Raw genomic sequence first — 23,896 nt, forward strand, 5'->3', positions numbered from 1 at the left:
CGGGATCACCCGTGTCGCGGTGAACCCCGGTCTCCGGGCGCGCCTCGCTGCAGCGGACTTTCCGGCCGCGGCGATCTTCTACTGGTGAGCCGTGCAACCTCGACGACACTGATCATGAGGGAGAGTGCCCGAGCTCAGCCCAGAGCCAGGTCATACTCGGTCGACGCCTGCGCGCTCGGAGTGCGTTCCGAGTTCAGGAATTCGCGGACCAGTTGCATCGTCAGAGCGGGCAGCTCCAGCTGAGGAACGTGCCCGCAATGAGGAATCACTACCGATTCCGCGGTAGGCATCGCCTCGCTGACGTGGCGAGCGAAGCCGGCCGGAACGAGTCGGTCCTCGCTCCCCCACAGGAACAACGCCGGTGTCCGAAGGTTGGGGAGTCGTCCCCAGAACCCGGTATCGCCGAAAGCTTCCTCGGTATAGATGTTGAACAAGGCCGACAGCGCAGCGCGACGGTGTGCACCGGAGCTCATGGCAATCTCGAATTCGTCGACGGCAGCGTCGAACCAACTCTGTGGCACTCGGTTCGGGTCGGCGAACATCGCCTTCACACCCGCCATCACAACAGGACGCGGCACGGGGGCCGTGGGTAGGCGCGCCACATCCACGGGCAGCAACTTGACGAGTGGTACCAACTGCCGGAATCGGCGGAACGCCGGCGACGGACAGAGCAGGACCAGCTTGGCGACCGCCTCGGGATCGTGCATGGCCAACTCGAGTGCGAGGCGGCCACCGAGAGAGTTGCCGACGACGATGGCGCCGCGGGCGTCGACCGCATCGAGGAAGGCTCGAAGCCAGGAGTACAGCTGATGGGCGGTATAGGTCCAGCACGGTGCTTCCGAGGCACCGAACCCCGGGGTGTCGGGCGCGATGACGCGGTGGTCCTCGGCCAGGTCGGCCAGCACCGGGAGCATGGACGCGTTGGTGGCACCGAGGCCGTGGAGGAGAACGACTGGCGGCGCGTCGGCTCGGCCCGCTTCCAGGTAGGCCGTGCGTACGCCACCTGCGTCGACTTCCCGCGACTGCGGCCGCGTCGACAACTCGACATCCGGCGCAAACGCCCCGCCGATCTGAAGCACGGTCGCGAGGCTGCCGCGTGTGACGAGGTCGCCGTCCAGAAACGCGTCGACCCCGCTACGTCGACCGATCAGGACGTCGGCGAGCGTGTCTGCGTCGGTCCGGATGGTGCACGTGGGCTTCCGAGGACCGTCCGCACTGCGGAGTTCTGCGACACCGCTGTCGATCGACACGGTCCAGTGACCGTGACCGGCGATGTCGAGTACCACGGTGGCCGACTCGCCGCTCATCACCGTGTCGGTGAGGTCGCGCGGGAAGTGGGTGGCCAGCATGCTGGCTGGATCGATCGGTTGCCCCTCGCCCATGTGCTCTTCCTTCATTAACTGCCGCGGCGCGTGTCCCCCGGCGTCGTGGGCAGCCGATTACCCGGCTGATCGGAAGTTGAACATTCCGAGCTTCCGAAGGGGACTCCTCGTTCATCGGGCGAATGACAATGTCCGACGCCTCGACGTGAAAGTTTTCTGACGCGTGCGTGACACATCCCGTTTCTGGGTACAGGTTTCCTCACATGTTCACCGCGCTCCAGCAGTGCGGGCTGGGTGAGCGTCGGGTGGCGAGAACGCCGCCACCTACGTCACGTCACGATCGAGGAGTTCACATGCCTTCATATACGGACCTTCCCAAGCCACTGTCGGACGTGTGGGAATGGCAGGTGCATGGCTTGTGCCGTGGCGTCGACTCGTCGCTGTTCTTCCACCCGGACGGACAGCGCGGGCGCATCCGGAAGCAGCGTGAGCTGCGAGCCAAGCAGCTGTGCAACCGTTGCCCGGTGATCGTCCAGTGCCGTGAGCACGCGCTGGCTGTCGAGGAGCCCTTCGGAGTGTGGGGAGGAATGTCCGAATCCGAGCGGCAAGCCGCCATCGAACACCGGCGAGGCGACATCGCCATATGATCGCCGACATCGGCCCGTAGATTGGATACGTGTGCGCGCCGGTTCAAATCCGGTGCAGCGGCTCTATTTGCGCTCCGGACTCCCCGACCATGCCGTCAGTTCGGCGATGTCGCCGTACAGCGCCGACTGGTAGGTGAGCATCAGCTCCTCCACTCCGTCGAACTGATCTCCCACGTGGTGGGTGTTCACGGCCGATAGTTCCCGTTCGCCTGAGCGGGCGATGAGGTCGTCGATTCGACTGTCCAGGCTCATCGCCCGGTTGACGGCCAGCACGGAGCGCAACTGCACTTCGGCTCGGGAGAGCAGGTCACCGATCCGCGCCAGCGCCGCAACGCGGTCCACCAGCTGGTCCCACACCGGTGTCAGTGCAGTCTGCCGGAGTTGAATCTGCCGCCGACCACTGTCGGAGTGCGTGACGCGCAGTGCCTCGTCGAGCTCGAGGCGAATGCCGCGCAACGCCACGGTGTCGACAGCGATCTGCGTCAGCTCGTCGGCGAGGTCGAGTTGGTGCCGCTGGACAGCGAAGTGCTCGGAGCGCCACACCGGGGACCCGTCGATCCTGTCGTACAGCATTCCGGCGAGGTAGAGGAGCGTGTCGTAACCGTCGGCGAAGGTGTCTTCGTCGAGGTCGACGCCGCGGCCGAGAGCGTCGGCCACCCTTCTTCCGGCCGCCGCCATTACAGTGTTCTGCGACGCCTGGCCGATCCGCTCCGCAGCGGTACCGCGCGCAATTTTCGCAGCCCGCTCGAAGGCGCTTCCGGTCAACGGTGTCGGCGTCCGCTGCAGAGCCCGAAAGAGCGCCTCACGCTTCTCGAGGTCGAGATGCACGCCCTCCCTCCGATCACGGCGCATCGCCCTCACACCGCTACCGTAATGCGCTGTCGACATCACCACTGCCGACCGATACGCCTGCAGTTTCCTGGCGAGTTCGGTGGCGCGGTACTTGAAGAGCAGCTGCGCCGGCCCGGGGCGCAGTGTGTCGCAACGATGGGCCACCTGGTGGTATTCGTCCGTCAGAAGACGCAGGTGACCGAACCCACCGATCGATGGGATCGTCCTGCCGGTGCGACGGCGGTTCGCGAGCACCTGCCGGGTGGCCGCGTCGAGGTGTCCGGCAGCGATCAGCACGGCAGCCTGATCGGACAACGGCGGGTGCGTTCCCGAAATCGTGGCTCGCTCACACCAACGCCGAACCTCGAAAGAAATCCGAGCCCTACGCTCTTCGTCGGTGTCGATCATCGGCGGGATCTCGCCGTACGGGGACTGGCCACTCTCCGACATCGGACCTCCTGCACACCGGCTTCTGGGCAGATCGCTCTCTAACTACTGTCCCAGAAAGTAGACGGACGCGCCGCGACCGCTTCGGCCGGACGCAGTTCTAAGCTCTCCGCATGAGTCTCTCGGTCCGCGCGGTGCTGCTACTCACCACGGCGTTGCTGATGACCGGGTGCGCAGGCTCGGTGAGCGGATCCGCCGATACCGCGGCCGCCCCGTCGACCGCCTTTTCCGCCACTACCCCGTCGAAAACGACCACGTCGACGCCCCCTACTTCGATGCGGAGTGCGGCCCCGTCAACTCCGAGCGTGGTTCCCAGTGCAGTGACGAGCGTGCCCGCAAGAACCCGGGAAGTCGATCCGCAGCATTACGCGGGTACCGCGGCGGGGAGCTTCTACTTCACGACGCCCAGTACGAAGTTCCACTGCGCGATCCTGACCGGCGGCGACCTCCCGACGGCAGGTTGTCACGGCCAGATGCCGGAGTCGGCTCCGGAGGTTCCCGGATCCGGCGCCCCCGACATCCCGGTACCGCCCAACGCCGTCGAAGTGACTGGTTCCCGCTCGGGTCAGTTCATCAGCGCGGGTGATCCGCGGTACTACCCGCTGGGCGGTTCGCCGGCCACCGTTCTGCCGTACGGCAGGTCGCTACGCGTGAATGATCTGACCTGCCACGTCGAGGAGACCGCGGGCGTCACCTGCACGAGCGACGCCGGGCACGGATTCACCGTGTCCGACAGGAAGTTCCGCGTGTGGTGAAGGGCCCCTCACGACGGCGCAGCCGGGTGCGTACGGTGGCATCCGCTGTCAGTGGTTTCGCAGGGCATCAATCAGCTCACCTTTGCGTTTCGACGAGTATCCGGATAGTCCGACATCCTTGGCTTTCTTCTTCAACTCGTCGACGGTCCAGTCCTCGTACGACTGCGACTTTCCGCCCTTACGGCCGGTTCCGGAGCGCCCGCGCTTGGCGGCCGCGTTCGCGATCCGCGCCGCTTTCTGCTTCGACGCGCCGTCCTTGCGTACTTCCTCGTATACCTTCTCGTCTTTGATCGATGACCGCGGCATGGTGTGTCTCCTCGATGGGAAAAGGTCCGGCACTGTCCGATTACCCGGGCGGCTGTAGATCACACAAGATGACTCGGCGTCACGCCGGCCGGATCAACGATGGTGGTTCCGGGGAACCAGCTTGTCGTCAATGCGGTGACGGTCGCCGACGTCTGTGACGAGCGGGGTGTCAGCGGATGCACTGCTGTGACGGCGTGCATCGGAAGTGGCGGCTCCCCCGGAGCGGCATTACGGGTACGGAAGCTGCTCGCCGCCGCGGGCCGCCAGGATCGGCTCCATGACGCCGATCTCCTCGCTCTGCTCCTTGATCATCGATGTCGCCAGCTGCGCCACCGCGCGCGTGGTGGCGTGCTGGGCGGCGTAGGAGGCCATGTCGAGGCCACCACGATGGTGGCGGATCATGAGCTGAAGGAAGGCCGTCTCGGCCGCCGGTCCCGTGAGCCGACGAAGCTCGTCCATCTCGGCCCAGCTCGCCATTCCAGGCATGTGGGCGCCGGAGTGGTGACGGTCGGTTCCCATCCACGCCATCGGTTGCGGGGAAGTCTGCGGTTGGTCGAGCAGCATGAGCCAGCCGCTGAGCACACCGATCTCCTGGTTCTGGGCGGCGGTGATCTGCGTGCACAGTGCATCGATCATGGGCTCACGCGGAGACGCCAGGGCGTGACACAGTTCGATCGCCTGCAGGTGATGGCTCGACATGTCCTGTGCGAAGCCCACTTCCAGAGGCTCGAGCGACATGGTGGCGGCGCGCGGCTGGTCGGGCTGGTGCTGCCACCATGCCCCGACGACCACGCCGAGAAGGACACACGCGAGCCCTGCGGCCGCATAAGCAAGACGTTTCATGTCAGCGGGTACACACCGTTCCGGAACTGCAGCGCCAGGAAGCCGTTGTCCATGCACGTCACCCATAGTTGGTCGCCGCGAAACTCCGGAGGCGACATGCACCAATCGCTGGACATGTCGATTCCGATCGGCCGGGTACCCGGCCCGACCGCGTCCGCTCCGTTGATATCGCCCTCCAATGCGGCCCGCGCGACCGCGATCGAACCGATCAGCGGAAGGCCGACTATCGAGCCCAGAGTCGCGTGCGTCGAGTTCTCGAGCCGACCGGCCTTGTCCGGTTGCCCCGGCGGAACGAAGTACGCGATCTCCTTGATGTCGTGCAGGTCGCGGACGTCGAAGACGCGAATACCGGATTGGATCCAGCCGCAAGCCAGCGCCGTGGGGTCCACGGGCCGATCCACACTGCAATAGTGCGCGTCGTAACCGAAGGCGCCGTTGCCACCGTTGTCCTGGGCCCACACGTCCATGTTCTGCGGCAGGTTCACCTCGAGCTTGATCGTGTTGATCAAACGCAGATTCGCATCATCGGACGAGTCGATCACCTTCACGCCACCGGATCCGCCTTCGTCCACGGTGAAGATGACCGGTGCGCCGTCCACGGTGACGGGGATGGTGTGCTGCGTCAGCTGACCGTCCGACCACAGTCTGCGGCCCACGTGCGGCACCACGGGAAAGAGATCGCGGCGCTGAACGGCGCTGATGTCCAGCACGGTGATACCCGCCAGCGTCGAAATATACATGCGGTTTCCATCAGGCGTGATCCCGAAGCCGTGGTTCGACACACCGGTCAGGCCCGTCCAGACCACGCGGGGTTCGGCGGGGTTGCTGACGTCGACAGCCGACAACTGGCCGCCGGCAGTGCCTGCAGCCCAATATGTCCGGCCGTCCGGCGAGAAGCCGCCCTCGTGCGTCGTGATCGGCAGCGGGAGCGACAGCTGCGTTCCCGTCCCCGGATTGAGGAGCCGCGGACGCGTGCAGTCCTGGGATACGTCGTAGATCGAGAATCCGCCGATGCCGGTCAACAGTCCGACGCCCGTGCCCGCGAGCAGACCGCGCCCTGGATCGACCTTGAGCGACTCCCAGGTGCCGGCCTGCATCGGCGGCTCGATCAGGGTCCCGGTGTGACGCGGGCGGGCCGGGTCGGATACATCCACTACCTGGACGCCAGGGCCTGGGCGGTCGAGCCGGGTGGGAATATTCGATCCCACATACACGCAGTTGCCATACGCGGCGCTGACGATTCCCGCCCCTTGACCCTGGAGTTGGCCGACCAGTCCGAGGTTGCACGAGTGCGGTTCCTGGCTGCGTCCACTCCGGCGGTCCGCGAGCGGCACCTGCCCTTGTATCCCCGACTCCTGATCCGACCCCGGTCCGCACTCGGCGCGATCGACCGCTGTGCGTTGGACGGAAAGGAAATCCGTCACCGGGTCTGCGACCGCGGGCGCGGCAACGAGCCAGACAGCGAGGACTCCAGCTAACGCGGCAACCCGGCGACCTCGGTGGGAGCGGTGTGAACCCATGCGCGACATGCTAGGTATTTCACACCAGAAACACCGGCGTTTCTGGAAAACAGTTCGATTCTTCGATTCGCGCACCGGCACCGCGCCGAAACGGTGCCGAGGGTGTAGCGACGCCGAACAGGCTCGGTGCGCGTCTACCCTGGCACCATGCGCGAGTCGGCAGGATCCACAGCCATTGAGCCACTTCCCGCAGGCCGCCATCGGCTCGACCCGACGGCGGTAGCGGCCTCCCAGCGGTACCGCATCGACATTGCCGCCCTCGACGTTCTGGCCGAAAAAGGCTACGCGGCAGCAACAGTGGCCGACATCATCACTTCCGCGCGCGTGTCCCGACGCACGTTCTACGAGTTCTATGCGAACAAGGGTGAGTGCTTCGTCGCCGTGTGCGCGCTCGCGACCCGGATCATGGCGGAAGAACTCGACGCGGCCACAGACACCTCGCTGCCCTGGCAGCTGCAGCTGCGCGCCCACATTCAGCGATACCTCGAAGTCCTGGCCGCACAACCCGGCGCAGCGTATGCCCTCACTGTGCAGACGTTCGCCACCCCCGAGCTTCGGCAGGCCCGCGAGGCGATGTTCGACAGTCTTCTCGATCGAATGCGCGGACTTCATCAGCTCGCCCGTCAGCAAGATCGCACGCTCCCCCACCTGCCCGACGACCTTCTGCGGCTACTTGTCGGGGGCTTCGACGAACTGTTGCGCACGAATCTGCGCGCGCGTGACGGGCACAGTCTTCCGTCGCTTGCTCCGATGATGACGCGGGCAGCGATAGCGATCCTGCAGAGTTCCGGAACAGCGGAGCGCTGACGGATGTCGACGTCGCCGAAGCCCACCCGACTCACCCTCGATCCGGAAGAATTGCTCGCGGCCGCGGTTGCCCAAGCGGAACTGGGCGCCCGGGAGGGCGGCATCCCGATCGGCGCCGCCCTCTTCGCCGGCAACGGAGACCTCCTCGGCAGTGGCCGCAACCGTCGCGTCCAACACGACGACCCCTCGGTGCACGGTGAAACCGATGCCTTCCGGGCCGCCGGACGTCAGCGTGACTATCGCTCGACCGTCATGGTGACGACGCTGTCGCCGTGCTGGTACTGCAGTGGACTGATCCGCCAGTTCAACATCGGGGCGGTCATCATCGGCGAGAGCGTCACCTTCACCGGAGGGCACGAATGGCTCCGGGAGCACGGGGTCGATGTGACGGTTCTCCGCGATCAGCACTGCATCGACTTGATGACCGAGTTCATCGAGACCCAGCCGGAACTGTGGAACGAGGACATCGGGGTCGCCGACTGAGGGAAGCCTGCTCTGCGCAGGGTGGCCTGATCCTCACCCCGGGGTCGGTATCGGTACCGAGCACGCTCGCACAAGATGGAATCACGTCAGAAACACCGAGCTGACACCCTCGCCGCCTCCGAGAAGGAACACCAGATGTCGAAGAGTCGTTCACCCCGAACCCGCGTGATCGCAGCGCTCGTAGGAGCCGCCGCTGCATTGTCGATCGGGATGGTGGGTCCGGCGGCTGTGGCTTCCGCCGAGCCTCCCTGCAAGGTCAACTGCCATCAGCCGAATCCGAAGCCACTACCCAAGGACCTCGGAGACAGCTGCCAGTTCTGCACATCGACGCCCGGCGGACCAGCGCAGCCGCCACCTCCGCCGCCGCCCCCGCCACCGCCGCCCGCCTGACAAAGACCAGCCGACACAGAGCCCCTCGCCCCGCACACGGAGCGAGGGGTGTCGGCGTGTCCGGGTCCGTGCGTCCCGAATCGACCGCATTCCGGCCAGGTGTTGCGCCCCACACCCGACACCCACCCCCTACCCTGAGTGCATGCGCATAGGAGCACATGTCCGCCAGGACGACGATCCGATTGGATACGGCGAGCGCCTGGGGGCAGACATCATCCAGATGTTCCTCACCGACCCCCAGAAGTGGAACAAACCGCCCACGCATCCGCGGACCGACGAGATCCGCGAGAGCCCCATCGACGTCGTCGTCCACTCCTCCTACGTGATCAACGTGGCGAGCCTCAACAACCGGCTCCGTATGCCCTCACGTAACGCTGTGGCGCAGCAAGCTCAGGCCGCCGCAGACATCGGCGCATTCGGACTGGTGGTGCACGGCGGCCACGTCCGCGACGGTGAGGACGTCAGCGAAGGGATAGTCAACTGGCGCAAACTCTTCGAGCGCCAAGCCGACAAGGGCGGTTTCCCGGTTCCGATCCTCATCGAGAACACGGCAGGTGGCGACTTCGCGATGGCCCGCCACTTCGACGCGATCGACAGGTTGTGGCAGGAGGTCGGCGACTTCGGTGCCGGCTTCTGCCTCGACACCTGCCACGCCTGGGCCGGCGGTGAAGACCTGGTGGGTGTGGTCGAGCGGATCAAGGCCATCACCGGACGCATCGACCTCGTGCACCTCAACAACTCGCGGGACGAGTTCAACTCCGCGCGGGACCGGCACGCCAACCTCGCCGACGGAACCATCGACCCGGAACTGCTCGCCGAGGTCGTACGCACGGCAGACGCACCCGTAGTCCTCGAAACGCCGGGTGAAGGACTCGCCGAAGATCTGGCTTTTCTCCGGGAGACGGTCGGAAGCTAGCCGGTATGGCTAACCGCGGGACGAGCCGGGGAGTGCACGCGAGGGCCCATTCATCCACGTTCACGTATTCGGGCCGAAGTTGCCAGACTTTTCAGCACCGCCTGGTGTGGATCCACACCGGAGGTACCTTGACATCACTGCACACGTAACTGGCCACGTAGACAGTCAACCGGTTGGTACTGCCCAACGTATCTGGGTGAGTCGCAGCTTCGCCAGGGGTGGACCGGCGGGTATGCATATGAGGCAAAGCCATCGGCGGACGACTCGGTCAACAGATACTGTGTCGGTCGAGATCATGGCCGAGCCGCAGCCGTCGCGATCGCTTGGGCGCGCCCCAGCACGATGTGCGGTGCCCATCGACGAACCTCGGTGCCTGGTGGTCAGTATTCTTGTCACACGTTCGAGAAAAGAGTTTGCGGATGAAGAGAGCTGACGGCGTCGGCGAGTGGGTGGCATATTCGGGCATCGGTGTCCACGAAGTAATCCTCGCCATCACAAGGGCCGCGGACAGAAACCTCGTGGAAATCGCGGACGAGATCGTCGCACGACTCACTTTCGAGATCGCTGAGTTCACCGCCGACGAGCCCATTGTCGAACAGTTGAACGCTGGTGCCGCACACAACTTCGCCATCACCATGCGGATACTTCGACACGAAATCGAGATCGATCAGGTTGATCCGTCCGAACCTGCGAATGAACTTGCCCGACTACTCGCCCAACGCGAGATTCCGATCACCGCACTGGAGCACGCCTACCGCCTGTACCAGGACAGTGTTGTTCGATGGTGCCTTCGGGAGCTGGCGATCCGCAGTGACGACGCGGCCGTAACCGCACAGGCTGCATTGGAGATCACCACACTGGTATCTGCCCACGTCAACCTGATTGCCCAGAATTTGTTGACGACGTATGAGGCTGAGCGAGATGCATGGCGGCTTCGGCGGAGCGCCTCCCGCTCCGCACGTATCAAGGACATACTGGGCAACCAAGCGATCGATATCGCTTCAGCCGAGGCAGCACTTGGCTACCGCCTCAACCAATACCACATCGGGGTGATCGTGTGGACAGTACGGAGCGAAAGGCCCGATGACGAGCTCAGTCATCATGAAGGAGCGGTAATTGCACTCGCCCGGCACCTAGGCATCTCCGGCCACCCGCTGTTCGAGCCGCGCGACGAACACACCGGATGGGCTTGGCTACCCCTTGGACAACAAGACAACCTCGACCTCGAGAAATTCGCTTCGATCACAGCGAATTGGGACCAGCCAGTTTCGGTGGCGGTTGGTGCACCTCAGAAGGGCGTCGCCGGGTTCGTCCGCACTCACTCCCAGGCCAATCAAGCTCGAACTGTTGCCCAGGCCTCGCGCGTCCCGACCCCACGAATCATTTCCATTGCCGATATCGGCGCGGTCGCGCTGATGTGCAGCGACCTCAGCGCGACTCGCGCCTGGGTCGCCGAAGTTCTGGGTCCGTTGGCCGCTGATGATCCGGCGGCCGAGGATCTACGCACTACATTGCGTGAATTCCTTCGCACCGGTGGGAGTTATGCCGCCACCGCCACTGAGTTGCACATGCACAGGAACTCCGTCGTCTACAGGATCCACAAAATCGAAGATCAGCTCTGCCAGAACGTGCGCGAAAGACGGCTGGAACTCGAGAACGCTCTAGAGTTGTGCTTCTGGCTCGGCGGGGCGGTGCTCGCTCCGGACCCGGACAAAGCCGGGACATCCTGATTACTGGTCTATAGCCGGCACCGAGAGGCAACCGGACACGTCGGACGACCCGCGAAGGGCGTCTCTGCTTCCTGTAGGGGCCACGCGAGGAAGCGATCACCTAGTCGCACGCTCGGTGCCGGTGCTCGCGCACGCTCATGCCGGACACCTGGGCAACGTGCAGTCGGCAACTGAGGTCTGTCGCGCACCAATGCAGCCGCCGCCGGTGAGTGTCGGACGCAGCCCAGATTATGACAGCCCACACAGCCGTTACCGAATGTGATGGGGCGCACAAAACTGGACCACATCTGTGTGCGGCCAGCACGGTGATATGCCGCCGGCACCCTCTTAGCGTCTAAGTAACAACTTCAATCCTGCCGACGCGACGACATGTGTGGACACAGAGCCGGGAGGCGGCCAGAACCTCTCGGAGACGAAAGATTTCATGCCACCAACGCTACCGCCGCAAAAGCAGAAGACAGAACGCTTTGACGGGTAGCTCACCGTCCGGGAACAGCCGGACGCCCGCGTGACCGGTTCGTTCGCGAAAGAAAACAGAGAAGGGGACTTCCAGATGTCGAACCGACACCTGCTTGTCATAGGCAATGGCTGCGGTGGTACCGAAGCGGCATTTGCCGCACGCACCTCCGGATGGGAGGGACCTATCACCCTGCTGGGTGACGAGAGGTTTCAGCCATACCATCGACCACCCCTCTCGAAGACCTACCTCAAGGGTGAAGTCACCGCAGAATCATTGCACCTGCGGGGCGACGTGGCATATGAACGCAGTGCGATCACCCTCCACGCAGGCCATCGCGCTCAGGCGATCGACCGCAAGCATCGCAAGGTCGCAATGTCCGACGGTACCGAAATCGGATACGACGAGCTGATTCTTGCAACGGGAGGCCGACCGCGGACGCTTCCGGTCGCAGACGCGCTTCCCCAGAAGCCCTCGAATCTCCACTATCTCCGCACAAGGACTGATGCAGACGCGCTTCGAGATGAACTGCGCCCCCAACGGAGCGTCGTTATCATCGGCGCCGGATACATCGGTTTGGAGGTGGCCGCGGCCGCCGTCCGGATCGGCATGACCGTCACCGTGCTGGAGGCTGCGTCCCGCGTACTAGCTCGCGTTACTGCACAGCCGATCTCCGAATATTACGAGGCCGTTCACCGTGAGGCGGGGGTCAATATCCTTACCAACTGCGTGGTAGAAGGGCTGGAGACTCGAGGAGACGGCCGCATCGAAGCAGTTCGCTGCTCGGATGGCACACGACTCGCCGCCGATCTGGTCGTCGTTGGTATCGGGCTGATACCGAACAGTGAATTGGCCGCAGAAGCAGGCCTCGAGGTCGATAACGGCATCGTGGTCGACGACGACCTTCGCACAGCTGATCCCCACATCATGGCTGTAGGAGATTGTGTTCGCCAGTACAGCCATTTGTACGACCGCTTCGTCCGTGTCGAGTCGGTCCCCAACGCACTCGAACAGGCACGCAACGCCGCTGCCGTACTGTGCGACAAGCCGACCCGCCCGACTGGCGCTCCATGGTTCTGGTCCGATCAGTACGACCTGAATCTGAAGATGGTCGGCCTGTCGGAAGGGTACGACCGCTTGGTGTTACGAGGAAGGCCCGAAGACCGTTCCTTCAGCGCCTTCTACGTAGTGGGTGACCGAGTGCTTGCGGTGGACACAATCAACCGACCTGCCGATTTCAACGTGTCCAAGCGACTTATCTCGGAGCGAATTCCTGTGACCGCGGACCTGCTCGCAGCGAGCGACGTTTCGCTCCGGGATCTCGTCACTTCGACACAACCGTCAATTGCAAGTTCCACAGCCAGAACCTAGGAGGTTTACCGACCATGCCGAAAGCAACCTTCATCTCCCCTGACGGAAACCACGACGAACTGAGCGTCGCGTCCGGAACCACTCTTATGCAAGCTGCAGTCGGGCACGGCATCCGTTCGATCGTGGGTGACTGTGGTGGCAGCGGCGCCTGCGCAACCTGCCACGTCTACGTGGAGCAGGAGTTCCTCGACAAGCTCACTCCCATGGATTCCAACGAGCAAGAGATGCTCGAATGCGCCTCCTCCCCCGTGCAAGACAACAGCCGATTGAGCTGCCAGATCGCGATGCACGACCACCTCGACGGAATCACCGTCGAAGTCGCCCCGACCCAGTGGTAGTTGACCGAACAGACGCAAACCAAACAGTACTGATCAGCGGTTCTTAATGCCGCACACGTCGACAGACAGATGAAGGAGCTCACATGAGAATGCAGGACAAGGTCGCACTCATCTCGGGCGGCGCACGAGGTATGGGCGCTTCCCACGCTCGAATGATCGTCGCCGAGGGCGGGAAGGTCGTCATCGGCGACATCCTTGATGACGAGGGCGAAAGTCTGGCAAAGGAACTGGGAGCGGACAAGGCGGTCTACACACGACTCGACGTTACCGATTACGCCGATTGGCAAAACGCTGTCGACCTGTCAGTGAGGACGTTCGGCAAGCTGAACGTCCTCGTGAACAACGCGGGCATCGTCAATATGGGGTCGCTGACCGACTATTCCATCAAGGAATGGGACGACATCATCGCCGTGAATCAGACCGGACCGTTCCTGGGCATCAAAGCCGCCACGCCGTCGCTGATTTCGTCTGCGCCATCGTCCATCATCAATATTTCGTCGACCGCCGGCTTCCAAGGCATCGCCGAACTTCACGGCTACACGGCCTCCAAGTTCGCCGTGCGTGGTCTGACCAAATCGGTCGCGCTCGAACTGGCCCAGCACGGCGTTCGGTCGAACTCCGTCCATCCCGGGACCGTATCGACGCCGATGAACGCCGACTTGGATGTGGCGGACTTCAACCCGATGAAACGCATGGGCAGCGTCGAGGAGGTTTCACAACTGATCATCTACCTCGCCAGCGACGAATCCAGCTTCGTTACTGGGGCCGAATTCCTCATCGATGGAGGGGAACTGGCGGGCATGGGGCCGCTCAGCTCGAAATAGCACCACCTGAAGATAGACAGCAACAGAGACCGAACGGTCCCACATCACCAACAAGCTATAGCGGAAGTGAGCGAATAATGGGAACAGCACCTGAAACGATCGTCCCAACCCCCGCAAGTAACTTGCCGGCGAATGTTTCGCCGGACCGGGTGGTTGATTTCGACATGTTCAACCCGCCCCACATCGACCAAGGCGCCCAGGAGGCATGGAAGCACCTCCAGGATCCCGGCATGCGCGATCTCGTGTGGACTCCCCACAACGGTGGGCACTGGATTGCAACGCGGGGCTCACTGATCCAGCAAATGTTCACGGACTTCGAGCACTTTTCGAGCGAATGCCCCTTCCTGCCCCGCGAGGCGGGCGAACAATACAGTTTCATTCCCACATCGATGGATCCGCCCGAGCAGCGACCGTATCGGCGCATTCTCAACGCGAGCGTCGGACCCCATACCATCGACCGCATCGGCGATGACATCAGGGAGACCGCACGGGCACTGATTGGGGACATCCGCACCACCGGCAGTTGCGACTTCACCAAGGAGTACGCGGAGGTCTTCCCGATCAAGATCTTTCTCATGATCGTGGACCTTCCGCTCAGCGATGCCCCGAAGCTGAAGTACATCGGGGATCAGATGACCAGGCCTGACGGCTCGATGAGTATGGGCGAGGCAATCGATCTCTTCTTCGAGTACCTGTCACCCTTTATCGACGCTCGTACGGAGAATCCGGGCGATGACGCGATCAGCACCGTCGTGCAAAGCCAGGTCAACGGCCGACCGATCACCAAGGACGAGGCACTGAAAATCTGCGGCCTTCTTCTGCTGGCAGGGCTGGACACCGTGGTGAACTTCTTGAGCTTCACGATGCACTTCCTGGCCACGCATCCTGAGGAGCGGCGCGCCCTTGTCGCTGATCCCCAGCTGATACCGACCGCCACCGAGGAGTTGCTGCGGCGCTTCGGATTGGTATCCGATGCCCGCCTGATCAAGAAGGACATCACCATCGACGGCGTCGATCTCAAAGCGGGCGACATGGTGGCGTTGCCGACCATGCTCTACGGTCTCGACGACCGCAAGAACAAGTGCCCGATGGATGTCGACTTCGGTCGGGAGGAAATCGACCACATTACGTTCGGTCACGGCGTACACCATTGTGCGGGCGCTCATTTGGCGCGTGTCGAAATTCAGACGACCTTGGAGGAGTGGTTGGGGCAGATTCCCGAATTCGAGGTTGCCGACCCGTCGGGGGTGGGCTTCCAGTCAGGAATCGTGAGCTCCATGACATCGGTTCCATTGCAGTGGACTACTGATTAATCGAAGACACGCCGCGATCGACATACTGGCCGATCAACGCCTCTCAGGAACGAGGGCAGTGCACCGTAGGTGGCATTCGTAGCGGATGCCGCCGAGGGAGTGGCCTCACGGCTATCAAGGGTCTCCCCTTATTCGCCGTGAGCCACTCCCTCGCCGCGGGCGCTGTCGTTCCGCATGTGTCTGCCCGTCGCGATGACTCGACATCGAACCGATCGATCACCGAGGAGAATCCTCCCAGTGCGCACATCTACGTTGACGTTGACAAGTCGCGACGCAGCTGCGATTCTGGTCACAGGGGAAACGCCGCCTTACGAGAACGTGACCAAGGCAGGACTCCGACGTCCGTTCGCCCCCAAGATTGGAGATGCACGCATGAGTAATTCGGTGACCCGAGTCCAGCAAGCTCTGTCCGACCTCGCCGCCGGCCGGACCGTTGCGCTCGCGGGCAGTGCGGGCGGCGATCCCGATGGCTACCTGCTCTTGGCGGCGGAGAAGGCATCCCCTGCCGCGCTCGCATCGATGGTCCGCCATAGCTCTGGTTTCGTCTGTGCGGCGGTCACCCGGCGTGTCTGCGAACGTCTCGGGTTGCCACCGATGGTGGGGACGATCCCGGACCAGGCCAGCGACTGGTATACCGTCTCGGTGGATGCGATCGCTGGGGTGGGTACGGGGATTTCTGCCGCCGACCGGGCACGCACCCTCGCAATGCTCGCCAACCCCGACAGCGCGACCGGCGACTTCACCCGCCCCGGCCATGTCGTACCGGCCCGGGCGCGCGAGAACGGGGTACTCGAGACCCGCGGTCCAGCGGAAGTCGTAACGGACCTCGCTCGTGCGGCCGGTCTACGACCGGTCGGCGCCTTTGCTGCGCTCGTCTCGGAGAAAGATCCCACCCGCATCGCGAACGAGGACGAAACCCGTGATTTCGCTCAGGCACAACAATTGACATGGTTGTCTGCGGACGACGTTGTCATCTATCGCCGGGTATCCGAACTACACGTCCGATGCACCTTCACCATCACTCGGGAAAGCCCTTACGGCGAGCTACTCACCTCCGGATTTCGGAGTGAAGTGACCGGCACCGATTACATCGCCTACCGAATCGGTCGACCCCAGAGTGCGGACGCGCCATGGATCCACGTTCACCGCGAATCAGACTTCGCCCCGCATGCCGACTCCACAGACCCTGATCGTCAGGCCATGTTTGCGCGGATAGCCGCACACGGTGACGGCGTAGTACTGATCGAACGCAACACGAACGACCTCGATTCGTACACCCTCACCTCAGAGCAGCAGGACCGCAGACGCATTGACCGGAATGCGGACATTGCACAGGTAATCCGAGAGCTCGGAATTTCGTCGTTGCAGCTGCTGGACCCGCCAGCCGATCTTCTCGGGACCCTGGAGATCATGGGAATCGAGGCGTCGGTGCTGTCCCAAGCTGATGCGGGTTCGACTGTGAAGGCACGGACCTGCACTACGACAAGCACCGCACACACCGTCGCCGGGCTGGTGCGACATGGTGACCAGCGGGGTCGTGAACTCGGCTTCCCCACCGCGAATCTCGAACTCGACACCGAAGCGGGGAGTCCCTCGTCCGAGGCTCACCTGGTGGATGGCGTGTGGGCAGGTCACTGCGCGCTTCCCGATGGCAGGTCGATCCCCGCCGCAGTCTCGATCGGTCGACGTTCGACATTCTACGGCCGTGTGGGGACGCGATTGCTGGAGGCACATCTACTCGATTTCGATGAGAATCTTTATGACCTCGAAGTCACCGTGCATCTCGAATACTGGATTCGCGGCCAAGCGACCTTCGCCTCGAAGGAAGAACTCATTGCCGCGCTCGAGGACGATGTTCGGCGCACCAAGGAGCTTCTGTCCGACACTTATCCCACCGCCGGATAGCTGAGCGGATCCCTGACGGAGACGGAACCGATCAGCGACGTGATGAATGCGTGCCATAGTTCGGCGGCTGGCGCGATCCTCGATCAGTGACCGCTCCAGAACCTTCGTCGCGACTCCGCAGAATCCAGACGACGTGTCACGACTGGCTGCGCTCAACCGTGGTTGCGACCTCCTCAACCCTGGTTGCGGCCCCATAGAGACGGTCAGCGCACTCCCCTGTGCGGTGGCGCGTGGGATGCGATCAGGAGGACCTCCAGTATCGCGATGCGGCCGGCGCCGAGTTCGATCGCATTGCGCAGGTGCAGCTTCATGCCGGGAAGAAAACGATGGGTCGGCGTTGCATCCACCGCCAGGGCAATAAGTTCTTTGGTGACGGCGCGCACGTTTTTCGTCTTCCATGGGAGACCGCAATACTCGCAGAATGCAGCGAATCCTTCGGGAGAGATCCGTATCAGCGCAGCAAGGAAACCAGGTAGCTCATCCTCTAGGCGCTGACGGTAGGGGTCGCTTCCTACGTATCGCTCCCAGAGGAGACGCTGGTCGGCATCGAGCGCTGAATTCGCCTGCTCGTTGTGCCGTTCCGAGGTGAGAGCGTGGAGGTGTTCGGCGGTTGCGAAGAGGGTGTGCACTCCGAGCCCCGACACCAGCATGAGTACCTCGTGGACTTGATCCGCGGTCGCTCCCAGGTCGAGCGCCTCCTGCATGTAGCGTTCGGCACCCACGATATCCATAGTGGTCACGGACGCGCGGACTGCGAGTTCGACCAGCGCGCGGGTCAGCGGGTCCAACGGTTCCCCGTCGCCGACGTCATTGAGGTACGCGTCGGCAACGGCGCGCAGTTGATCGAGCGAAACTTCATCGCGGATGGACGGTACCGACGGCCGCGCAGAGTCGGGCGGGCCCTCGGACTCGGTCACCGCGGGACGGCTTCCGTGTGCAGCAATCGGACGATAACGGTGGCTTCATCGGGACTACGGCGAGTACCGCACACCACGGAACCACCGACGGACGTGATCCGTTCCCCGTCGTCGGTATTCGTCATGTCGGCCTCGCTCGTGAGTCGGTACAGCGGCTTCTGGGTGAGGCCACAGAACTCGTGTTTTCCGCCTTCCGACGCTATGCGATCGCGAACACCGTGTCAATCAACGTTGAAGTAGATTTACATCAACGTTGATGGATTTCCCGTCTTCCGCCGCGTAGCATCCCCTACGTGGCCAGAACACCAGTGACGAGAAGCAGCGGTATGAGCCGGCGCCGCCGTAGCGCGCAGAATGACAGCAGCCCCAGCTATCAGGCGAAACGCCGTGAACTCCTCCAAACGGCGGCTGATGTGTTCCAGGAAAAGGGTTACGACGCCGCCACGTTGAACGACATTGCGGAGCGTTTCGGAACCGATCGGGCGTCGATCTACTACTACTTCGCCAGTAAGAAGGAATTGTTCCAGGCCCTGTTTCAGGACGTTGTGATCGGCGTTCTCGACGATAACGTTTCTGCTGGAACAGAGATCGCGGAGATCGACGCCGACGCCCCTGAGAAGCTCCGTCGACTCGTCGAATTACTGATGCTCTCGTACGAGAACAACTATCCCTACATCTACCTGTATATCCAGGAGGACATGGCGAAGCTCGAGTTCCAGTCGACCCCGTGGGCCAAGGACATGCTCCGGAAGACGAAGCGTTTCGAGGCAATCGTTGCCGGCGTCCTCGAGCAGGGGGTGGCAGAGGGAACCTTTCGTAAAGATGTTCCTACTGCACTGATGGCGAAAGCGTTGTTCGGGATGATCAACTGGACCCATCGGTGGCTCAAGCCTGGCTCGCACAGGGTTGACGCCAGACAGACCATTGACGCGTTCTGCGCGTTGTTCTTCCAGGGCGCACTGGCCAAACCCGCTTAGATCCGTCCAGCGTCTACGTAACTCTCATACTTTCTGACACTGACGTGGCCGACGTGGGAGATGTAAGTACTTCACGGCTGCGCGTAGCGCCTTGTGATGCTGCGGGCTTGACCGTGCCCCACACCGACGCTCGAGGTACAGGAACAAAGGGTTCTGGCCGCGCTTGCGAACAACTCTGCCGCGCCCGAGTAGTGCACGTTTAGCGAGGTTCACAGGCTGCTACGTGATCACGATTGCCGCCTACCTTGCACCGTGCGCACCATGCCCGGTGGTAACCGCCCGGGCGGGAGAGTGTGTCGTTGCAGCCCGGGCACTGTCCCGACGTGCCCCGGGCCGGGACGGACGCCACCGTCATACCGACCCCGGCACCGGTGTGCGCGAGAGCGTCGACGGCTTGCGGCGCGCGGACAGCGCGGCCCGATTGTTGTTCACCCGGCCGTGTCCCCGGGTTTCCAGGGTGCTGAGATCTTCCACCCCGATCACTGCCGCGCCCGCTGCTGCGGCGTAGTCGACGGTGTGACGGACGAAATGGAAGGCGAGTTCCCGTTTGACACCGACCGCGGCGCGGTGGGCGGGGAGGACAGCGATCTTGTCGTCGACGGAACCTTGTCAGGGGCAGGTCGGCCGAGATACGCATCGAGATCAGCGCGATCACATACTCGCTGCAGAACCTGTACGCCGGGAGCGTTATCCGGCCTTCCGACGCAGCCTTGCGAACTCCCACGACTGACAGTTCAGGTACACCGCGACCTCACCAATTCACATGAAGCGGAGAGTAGCAGACAGGATTAGGAAGTATCAGAGACTACGTCAACTGTTGGGAGCCTTTCGCCGTTCCCGAGCGGGTGGGGCGCCGTGAGCGCGCGACCTACATCGCGGCCCGCGGCACGTCCACAACCGTTCCTCGTCTACCGGCCGGTCCACTGCGGCTTTCGCTTCTCGGCGAACGCCGCTCGCCCCTCGAGCCGGTCGGCACTGGCCGCATACGCTTCGATGGGTTCGTAGCGGGTCGCCAACGCGATGTCCAAGGGCCAGTCCAATCGGGACAGCACGGCATCCTTGGCCGCCTGCACGGCGAGCGGGGATGCGGCCGCGATACGCTCGGCCCACTGGTCGGCGGCCTTACCGAGTTGCTCGGGTGCGACGACTTCGTTGACGAGTCCGTACCGTTCGGCGTCGACGGCAGTGATCCGGTCCCCGGTGAGAATCATCGCCATGGCGATGTGATGCGGAAGTTGCCGAATCGCGCGGTGCATGATGCCTGCCTCGCCGATGATTCCGACCTTCGTTTCCGGGATACCGAACTGGGCGTTGTCCGCCGCCACAATGATATCCGCGCACATCGCCAGCTCGAATCCGCCACCCACGGCGTACCCCTGGACGGCGGCAACGAGCGGTTTGCGCAGCTTCAGCAACGGGCCTCCGACGCCGGTGAGTCCACCGCCGAGGGCCATCCTGCGACCGTCGCCTTCCGTGCCGCCGCTCACGTCGGCGCCGGCACAGAACGCCTTCTCCCCGGAGGCTGACAGGACGGCCACCCACAGGTCCGGGTCGGCGTTGATTTCGGTCCACGCCTCGTACAACGCCTGGTCCATCTCGGCATTGATCGAGTTCAACGCCTTGGGGCGATCGAGTGTGACGCGTGCGATGTGGCCATCGCGTATGAACGTGACTCCGCTGCTCATGATGTTGCCTTTCCGGATGGTACTGACGAAGTGGAGGGTGGGGCATCGACCGGCGCACGGTACGAGGCAATGGCCGCCTTCAGGCCGACCTCGGCAATGAAGGCACGAACCTGCGCCACCGAGGGCGATAGATGTAACAGCGCGTCCATTTCTGCGCCACCCTGTGCGGCAGTGCGTACGCCCATGGCCTCCATAGCGCGGTTGACCGACAGTTTCTTGATGCGCAAGAGATCGGAAGGAACCCGGGCTATTTGGGCGGCGAGGCGTTCGACAGTCTCGACGACGGTGTCTGCCGGAACGGCTCGGTTCGCCCACCCCCATTCAACCGCGGTGTCACCGTCGATCGAGTTGCCGGCGATGAAGGCGAGTTCCTTCGCCCGCTTGGGTCCGACCAGCGGCGCCCACAGCGGGGCTATGTATCCCCCACCGAGCGGCACAGCCGGTTCACCGATGCGCGCATCATGCGCCACTATCGTGAGATCGGTGAATACACACATCTGCGTAGCGCCCGCGATGCAGTAACCGTGGACCGCCGCGATTACCGGTTTAGGGTGATCCCAAATCGCGAGATAGCGATTAACGTTGCGCGCGAGTCGTTCTCGATCCGACACCGGGTCCTTGGTGGTGGTATATTCGCCGACCTGGTCGATGTCGTAGCCGGCGGAGAAGCCCTTTCCTTCGCCGCGGATCCCGACGACGGGACCGCCGGTGGTGGCGAGACGCTCGAGGGCGTCGCTGAACTCGTCGAGGAGCGCATTCGACAGGGCATTCGCTTTGTCCGGGCGGTCAAGGACGATCCAGCTGATCGGCCCGCGGTGCTCGACACGCAAGTTCTGGTACTCGGTGTCTACTTTGGCGGTAGTGGTCGGCGTGGTCATGCCGAGGCACGTCCGATCGGGATCTGCTTCTTGACGTGGAAGTCGACGACACCTGCCGCGCGCAGTTCACGGCGAGTGAAACGCCAGCCGTGCTCGTCGTCGCGCACCAGAACATCGTGGTACTGGCCGAAGAAGTGGCCGTCCGGCTTGCCTTCCTTGGTGTACTGATGCCACGCATACAGCACCGAGCGGACGGTCGCAGTGCGCATTTCCTCGTCGAAGTCGACAACGACGTTGGAGACATGATGACTAGTGGCGGTGAAGAAGGTGCCGATTCCGTCGAGGGTCTTTCGATAGGCGTCGCGTCCCTCGGCGCCGAAGTCGGGTCCATACGCGACGTAGCAATCCGACGTGAACAGGGCCGCGAGATCGTCGGGCTGGTTCATATCGAGGTAGTACGCGTAGTCGTACAACACTCGTTCGACTTTCTGGGCCTCGACGAGTTCGGTCAGTTCTCGACTCGACAGTGCACTGGTAGTCATGATCTTCCTCCGATGTGATGTGGCGATGTGCTGAGTGCGGATTCCTCGATGCCAGGCGTGTACTGGCGGTGAAGCTGCGCTGAGGCGCCTCTGGACGAGAAACTACCAACAAGCTACACCGACTTTCAACGCTTGTGTAGACGCACTTTCCCCCCATGCACCGCCCATCCCGTGTCTCAGGATCAATATTTGAGCACTTCATGACGCTTCTGGCGTCCAACCCACGCTCCATCTGTTATCAACATGTTTGTAGAAATTTGTCAACGTTAGAGTTGACATTCCACGAAGGTCGATGCGACGATCGTCTTCAGAGCGACGCACGTCACATGCCCGACCGAGACGGAGACTTCATGCAGTTCCACCTCGAGCAGACCAGGGTGATCCCAAGGCGCTCGGAGCGCGAGGACGGCATGGCAGCACAGCGGTGGACCCGTACCCGCGAAACCAGACTCGACGCAAGCACACACACACCGATCAGGCCTTTGGGTCCTGAGCCGAGAAGGACAACCCGATGACACTCACCGACACCAACACAGTGATCGACCCGGGACATTTCCGGACTGTGCTCGGCCACTTCCCGACCGGCGTCGTGGCGATCACCTCCACTGATTCCGCGGGAGGTCCGGTCGGTATGGCCGTCGGCTCCTTCACATCGGTATCGCTGGATCCCGCGCTGGTCGCGTTCCTCCCCGACAAAAATTCCAGCACCTTCCCGAAGATCCGGGAATCCGGTCGCTTCTGCGTCAACGTGCTCGGCGCCGGCCAGCAGGACGTCTGCCGAAGTCTGGCAATGAAGGGATCAGACAAGTTTGCGTCGATCTCCTGGACGCCGACCAATCGCGACAATCCGCGTATCCACGACTGCATCGCCTGGATCGACTGCACAATCGAAACAATCCACGACGCCGGTGACCATTTCCTGGTGATCGGTCGGGTTACATCGCTCGAGGTCGATGATGCCGCCTCACCACTCATCTTCTTCCAAGGTGGCTACGGCTGCTTCTCGTCGACCTCCCTCACCGCGCCCGGTGAGGCTGACCTGCTGCGGCCCCTGAGCATCGTCGATCAGGCACGTTCGGAAATGGACGCGGTCGCCCGCGAACTGGGAGTCGAATGCTGCGCCTCGGTCGCGATTCGGGATCAGCTGGTCCTGGTCGGCAGCAGCATGTCAAGCACTCTACCGACGTCACCACACACCCGCCTCGGGCAGCGAATGCCCTTCGTACCCCCACTCGCCCTCCCACTGATGGCATGGTCCGAGGGACGCGAACGCGACAAGTGGATCGGACGCGGCGGCGAGGCTCTCGATCGTGCCTTGCTTGCGCAGGCGGTGTCCCGTGTCCGCGACCGCGGCTGGTCACTCGTGCTTCGCAGCGACGCACAAGTGCGGTTCGAAAGGGCCGTTGCGCGTCTGCCGCTTACCGGTGCCACCGGCGATCTGGCGTCTGACGTCACCGAGGCCGCCCGCGCCCTCAGTTTGGAGGGATACGAACCCGCCGAAATCGACCCTGCTGCCACCTATGACGTCCGGATCATCAGCGCTCCGGTATTCGGCAAAGACGCCCAACCGGTGCTGCTGCTGAGCCTGTACCAACTCCCCCGCCAACTGTCCGGCGCGACGGTCGAACAGTATCGGAATCGATTGATGACGGCGGCCGAGAGGGTCACCGCGAAGCTGGGCGGATGCACGCCCACCGTGATCTGACCATCCTCGAGGACGGGACGGTTCCGGCCGACCCAGTTGACAACGAA

23 protein-coding genes and 1 pseudogene are annotated in these 23,896 nt (G+C 63.1%); 13 read left to right on the plus strand and 11 right to left on the minus strand.

The genetic code is table 11. From position 1 onward, the window contains the following. Positions 1 to 134: 134 nt before the first annotated feature. Positions 135 to 1,382 (minus strand): alpha/beta fold hydrolase, encoded by a 1,248-nt coding sequence (locus R4P95_RS01140; RefSeq protein ID WP_317746696.1) that lies wholly within the window; start codon positions 1,380 to 1,382, stop codon positions 135 to 137. Positions 1,383 to 1,675: 293 nt separating this feature from the next. Here R4P95_RS01140 and R4P95_RS01145 point away from each other — a divergent pair, with 293 nt between their 5' ends. After that, on the plus strand, positions 1,676 to 1,969 hold the full coding sequence (locus tag R4P95_RS01145; RefSeq protein ID WP_109328148.1) for a WhiB family transcriptional regulator: 294 nt from the start codon (positions 1,676 to 1,678) through the stop codon (positions 1,967 to 1,969). 63 nt (positions 1,970 to 2,032) lie between these two features. On the opposite strand, the gene R4P95_RS01150 is transcribed toward R4P95_RS01145, so the two are convergent. Continuing rightward, the gene (locus R4P95_RS01150) at positions 2,033 to 3,250 is read right to left on the minus strand and encodes a hypothetical protein (protein ID WP_317746695.1); all 1,218 of its coding nucleotides are present in this window, start codon (positions 3,248 to 3,250) and stop codon (positions 2,033 to 2,035) included. 110 nt (positions 3,251 to 3,360) lie between these two features. Here R4P95_RS01150 and R4P95_RS01155 point away from each other — a divergent pair, with 110 nt between their 5' ends. Continuing rightward, positions 3,361 to 4,002, plus strand: a complete 642-nt coding sequence (locus tag R4P95_RS01155; protein WP_317746694.1) for a hypothetical protein — start codon at positions 3,361 to 3,363, stop codon at positions 4,000 to 4,002. 48 nt (positions 4,003 to 4,050) lie between these two features. Here R4P95_RS01155 and R4P95_RS01160 read toward each other — a convergent pair whose 3' ends face one another. The 3 genes from R4P95_RS01160 to R4P95_RS01170 form a co-directional block, all read right to left on the minus strand. Continuing rightward, on the minus strand, positions 4,051 to 4,308 hold the full coding sequence (locus tag R4P95_RS01160; protein WP_109328146.1) for a Rho termination factor N-terminal domain-containing protein: 258 nt from the start codon (positions 4,306 to 4,308) through the stop codon (positions 4,051 to 4,053). Between the two features lie 228 nt (positions 4,309 to 4,536). After that, entirely contained in the window at positions 4,537 to 5,151 is a 615-nt protein-coding gene (locus R4P95_RS01165) for a DUF305 domain-containing protein (protein ID WP_317746693.1), read from the minus strand. Further along, on the minus strand, positions 5,148 to 6,671 hold the full coding sequence (locus tag R4P95_RS01170; RefSeq protein WP_317746692.1) for a hypothetical protein: 1,524 nt from the start codon (positions 6,669 to 6,671) through the stop codon (positions 5,148 to 5,150). Before R4P95_RS01170 ends, R4P95_RS01165 begins: the two co-directional genes overlap by 4 nt. Positions 6,672 to 6,818: 147 nt before the next feature. Between R4P95_RS01170 and R4P95_RS01175 the strand changes: the two genes are divergently transcribed. From R4P95_RS01175 to R4P95_RS01215, 9 genes are all read left to right on the plus strand, one after another. Further along, positions 6,819 to 7,478, plus strand: a complete 660-nt coding sequence (locus R4P95_RS01175) for a TetR/AcrR family transcriptional regulator (RefSeq protein ID WP_213572998.1) — start codon at positions 6,819 to 6,821, stop codon at positions 7,476 to 7,478. Between the two features lie 3 nt (positions 7,479 to 7,481). Continuing rightward, positions 7,482 to 7,961: a nucleoside deaminase gene (locus R4P95_RS01180; protein ID WP_317746691.1), complete on the plus strand. Its 480-nt coding sequence runs from the start codon at positions 7,482 to 7,484 to the stop codon at positions 7,959 to 7,961. Between the two features lie 532 nt (positions 7,962 to 8,493). Beyond that, entirely contained in the window at positions 8,494 to 9,267 is a 774-nt protein-coding gene (locus R4P95_RS01185; RefSeq protein ID WP_317746689.1) for a deoxyribonuclease IV, read from the plus strand. 518 nt (positions 9,268 to 9,785) lie between these two features. Further along, a complete protein-coding gene (locus R4P95_RS01190; protein WP_317746688.1) occupies positions 9,786 to 10,997 on the plus strand; it encodes a PucR family transcriptional regulator in 1,212 nt (403 codons plus the stop codon). A 508-nt stretch (positions 10,998 to 11,505) separates the two neighbouring features. Then, positions 11,506 to 12,825, plus strand: a complete 1,320-nt coding sequence (locus tag R4P95_RS01195; RefSeq protein WP_317746687.1) for an NAD(P)/FAD-dependent oxidoreductase — start codon at positions 11,506 to 11,508, stop codon at positions 12,823 to 12,825. 14 nt (positions 12,826 to 12,839) lie between these two features. Beyond that, the gene (locus R4P95_RS01200) at positions 12,840 to 13,163 is read left to right on the plus strand and encodes a 2Fe-2S iron-sulfur cluster-binding protein (RefSeq protein WP_109328131.1); all 324 of its coding nucleotides are present in this window, start codon (positions 12,840 to 12,842) and stop codon (positions 13,161 to 13,163) included. An 83-nt stretch (positions 13,164 to 13,246) separates the two neighbouring features. Beyond that, complete coding sequence (locus R4P95_RS01205; RefSeq protein WP_213573003.1) at positions 13,247 to 13,987, plus strand: SDR family oxidoreductase; 741 nt, start codon at positions 13,247 to 13,249, stop codon at positions 13,985 to 13,987. Positions 13,988 to 14,151: 164 nt separating this feature from the next. After that, positions 14,152 to 15,300, plus strand: a complete 1,149-nt coding sequence (locus R4P95_RS01210) for a cytochrome P450 (protein WP_213573004.1) — start codon at positions 14,152 to 14,154, stop codon at positions 15,298 to 15,300. A 372-nt stretch (positions 15,301 to 15,672) separates the two neighbouring features. Further along, on the plus strand, positions 15,673 to 17,205 hold the full coding sequence (locus R4P95_RS01215) for a 3,4-dihydroxy-2-butanone-4-phosphate synthase (protein ID WP_317746686.1): 1,533 nt from the start codon (positions 15,673 to 15,675) through the stop codon (positions 17,203 to 17,205). Between the two features lie 203 nt (positions 17,206 to 17,408). Here R4P95_RS01215 and R4P95_RS01220 read toward each other — a convergent pair whose 3' ends face one another. Both R4P95_RS01220 and R4P95_RS01225 read right to left on the minus strand, forming a co-directional pair. Beyond that, positions 17,409 to 18,122, minus strand: coding sequence for a carboxymuconolactone decarboxylase family protein (locus R4P95_RS01220; protein ID WP_317746685.1), 714 nt, complete (start codon positions 18,120 to 18,122; stop codon positions 17,409 to 17,411). Next, positions 18,119 to 18,247, minus strand: coding sequence for a hypothetical protein (locus R4P95_RS01225; protein WP_283254026.1), 129 nt, complete (start codon positions 18,245 to 18,247; stop codon positions 18,119 to 18,121). Before R4P95_RS01225 ends, R4P95_RS01220 begins: the two co-directional genes overlap by 4 nt. 168 nt (positions 18,248 to 18,415) lie before the next feature. Between R4P95_RS01225 and R4P95_RS01230 the strand changes: the two genes are divergently transcribed. Next, positions 18,416 to 19,099, plus strand: coding sequence for a TetR/AcrR family transcriptional regulator (locus R4P95_RS01230; protein ID WP_249353938.1), 684 nt, complete (start codon positions 18,416 to 18,418; stop codon positions 19,097 to 19,099). A 13-nt stretch (positions 19,100 to 19,112) separates the two neighbouring features. Here the strand turns inward: R4P95_RS01230 and R4P95_RS01235 are convergent. The 4 genes and pseudogenes from R4P95_RS01235 to R4P95_RS01250 form a co-directional block, all read right to left on the minus strand. Further along, positions 19,113 to 19,708 (minus strand): annotated as a pseudogene (locus R4P95_RS01235) (zinc ribbon domain-containing protein); the annotation flags it as partial. A gap of 299 nt (positions 19,709 to 20,007) precedes the next feature. Continuing rightward, the gene (locus tag R4P95_RS01240) at positions 20,008 to 20,784 is read right to left on the minus strand and encodes an enoyl-CoA hydratase-related protein (RefSeq protein WP_213573006.1); all 777 of its coding nucleotides are present in this window, start codon (positions 20,782 to 20,784) and stop codon (positions 20,008 to 20,010) included. After that, positions 20,781 to 21,662 carry an enoyl-CoA hydratase-related protein gene (locus R4P95_RS01245; protein ID WP_317746684.1) on the minus strand — a complete coding sequence of 294 codons (882 nt, stop codon included), beginning with the start codon at positions 21,660 to 21,662 and terminating at the stop codon, positions 20,781 to 20,783. The genes R4P95_RS01240 and R4P95_RS01245 overlap by 4 nt, the downstream gene beginning before the upstream one ends. After that, positions 21,659 to 22,144 (minus strand): nuclear transport factor 2 family protein, encoded by a 486-nt coding sequence (locus tag R4P95_RS01250; RefSeq protein WP_213573008.1) that lies wholly within the window; start codon positions 22,142 to 22,144, stop codon positions 21,659 to 21,661. Before R4P95_RS01250 ends, R4P95_RS01245 begins: the two co-directional genes overlap by 4 nt. Before the next feature lie 511 nt (positions 22,145 to 22,655). On the opposite strand from R4P95_RS01250, the gene R4P95_RS01255 reads away from it, so the two are divergent. Continuing rightward, positions 22,656 to 23,849: a flavin reductase gene (locus R4P95_RS01255; RefSeq protein ID WP_213573009.1), complete on the plus strand. Its 1,194-nt coding sequence runs from the start codon at positions 22,656 to 22,658 to the stop codon at positions 23,847 to 23,849. Positions 23,850 to 23,896: the final 47 nt, after the last annotated feature.

The sequence above is a fragment of the Rhodococcus sp. IEGM 27 genome, assembly GCF_033142305.1.
GTDB lineage: Bacteria > Actinomycetota > Actinomycetes > Mycobacteriales > Mycobacteriaceae > Rhodococcus_F > Rhodococcus_F oxybenzonivorans.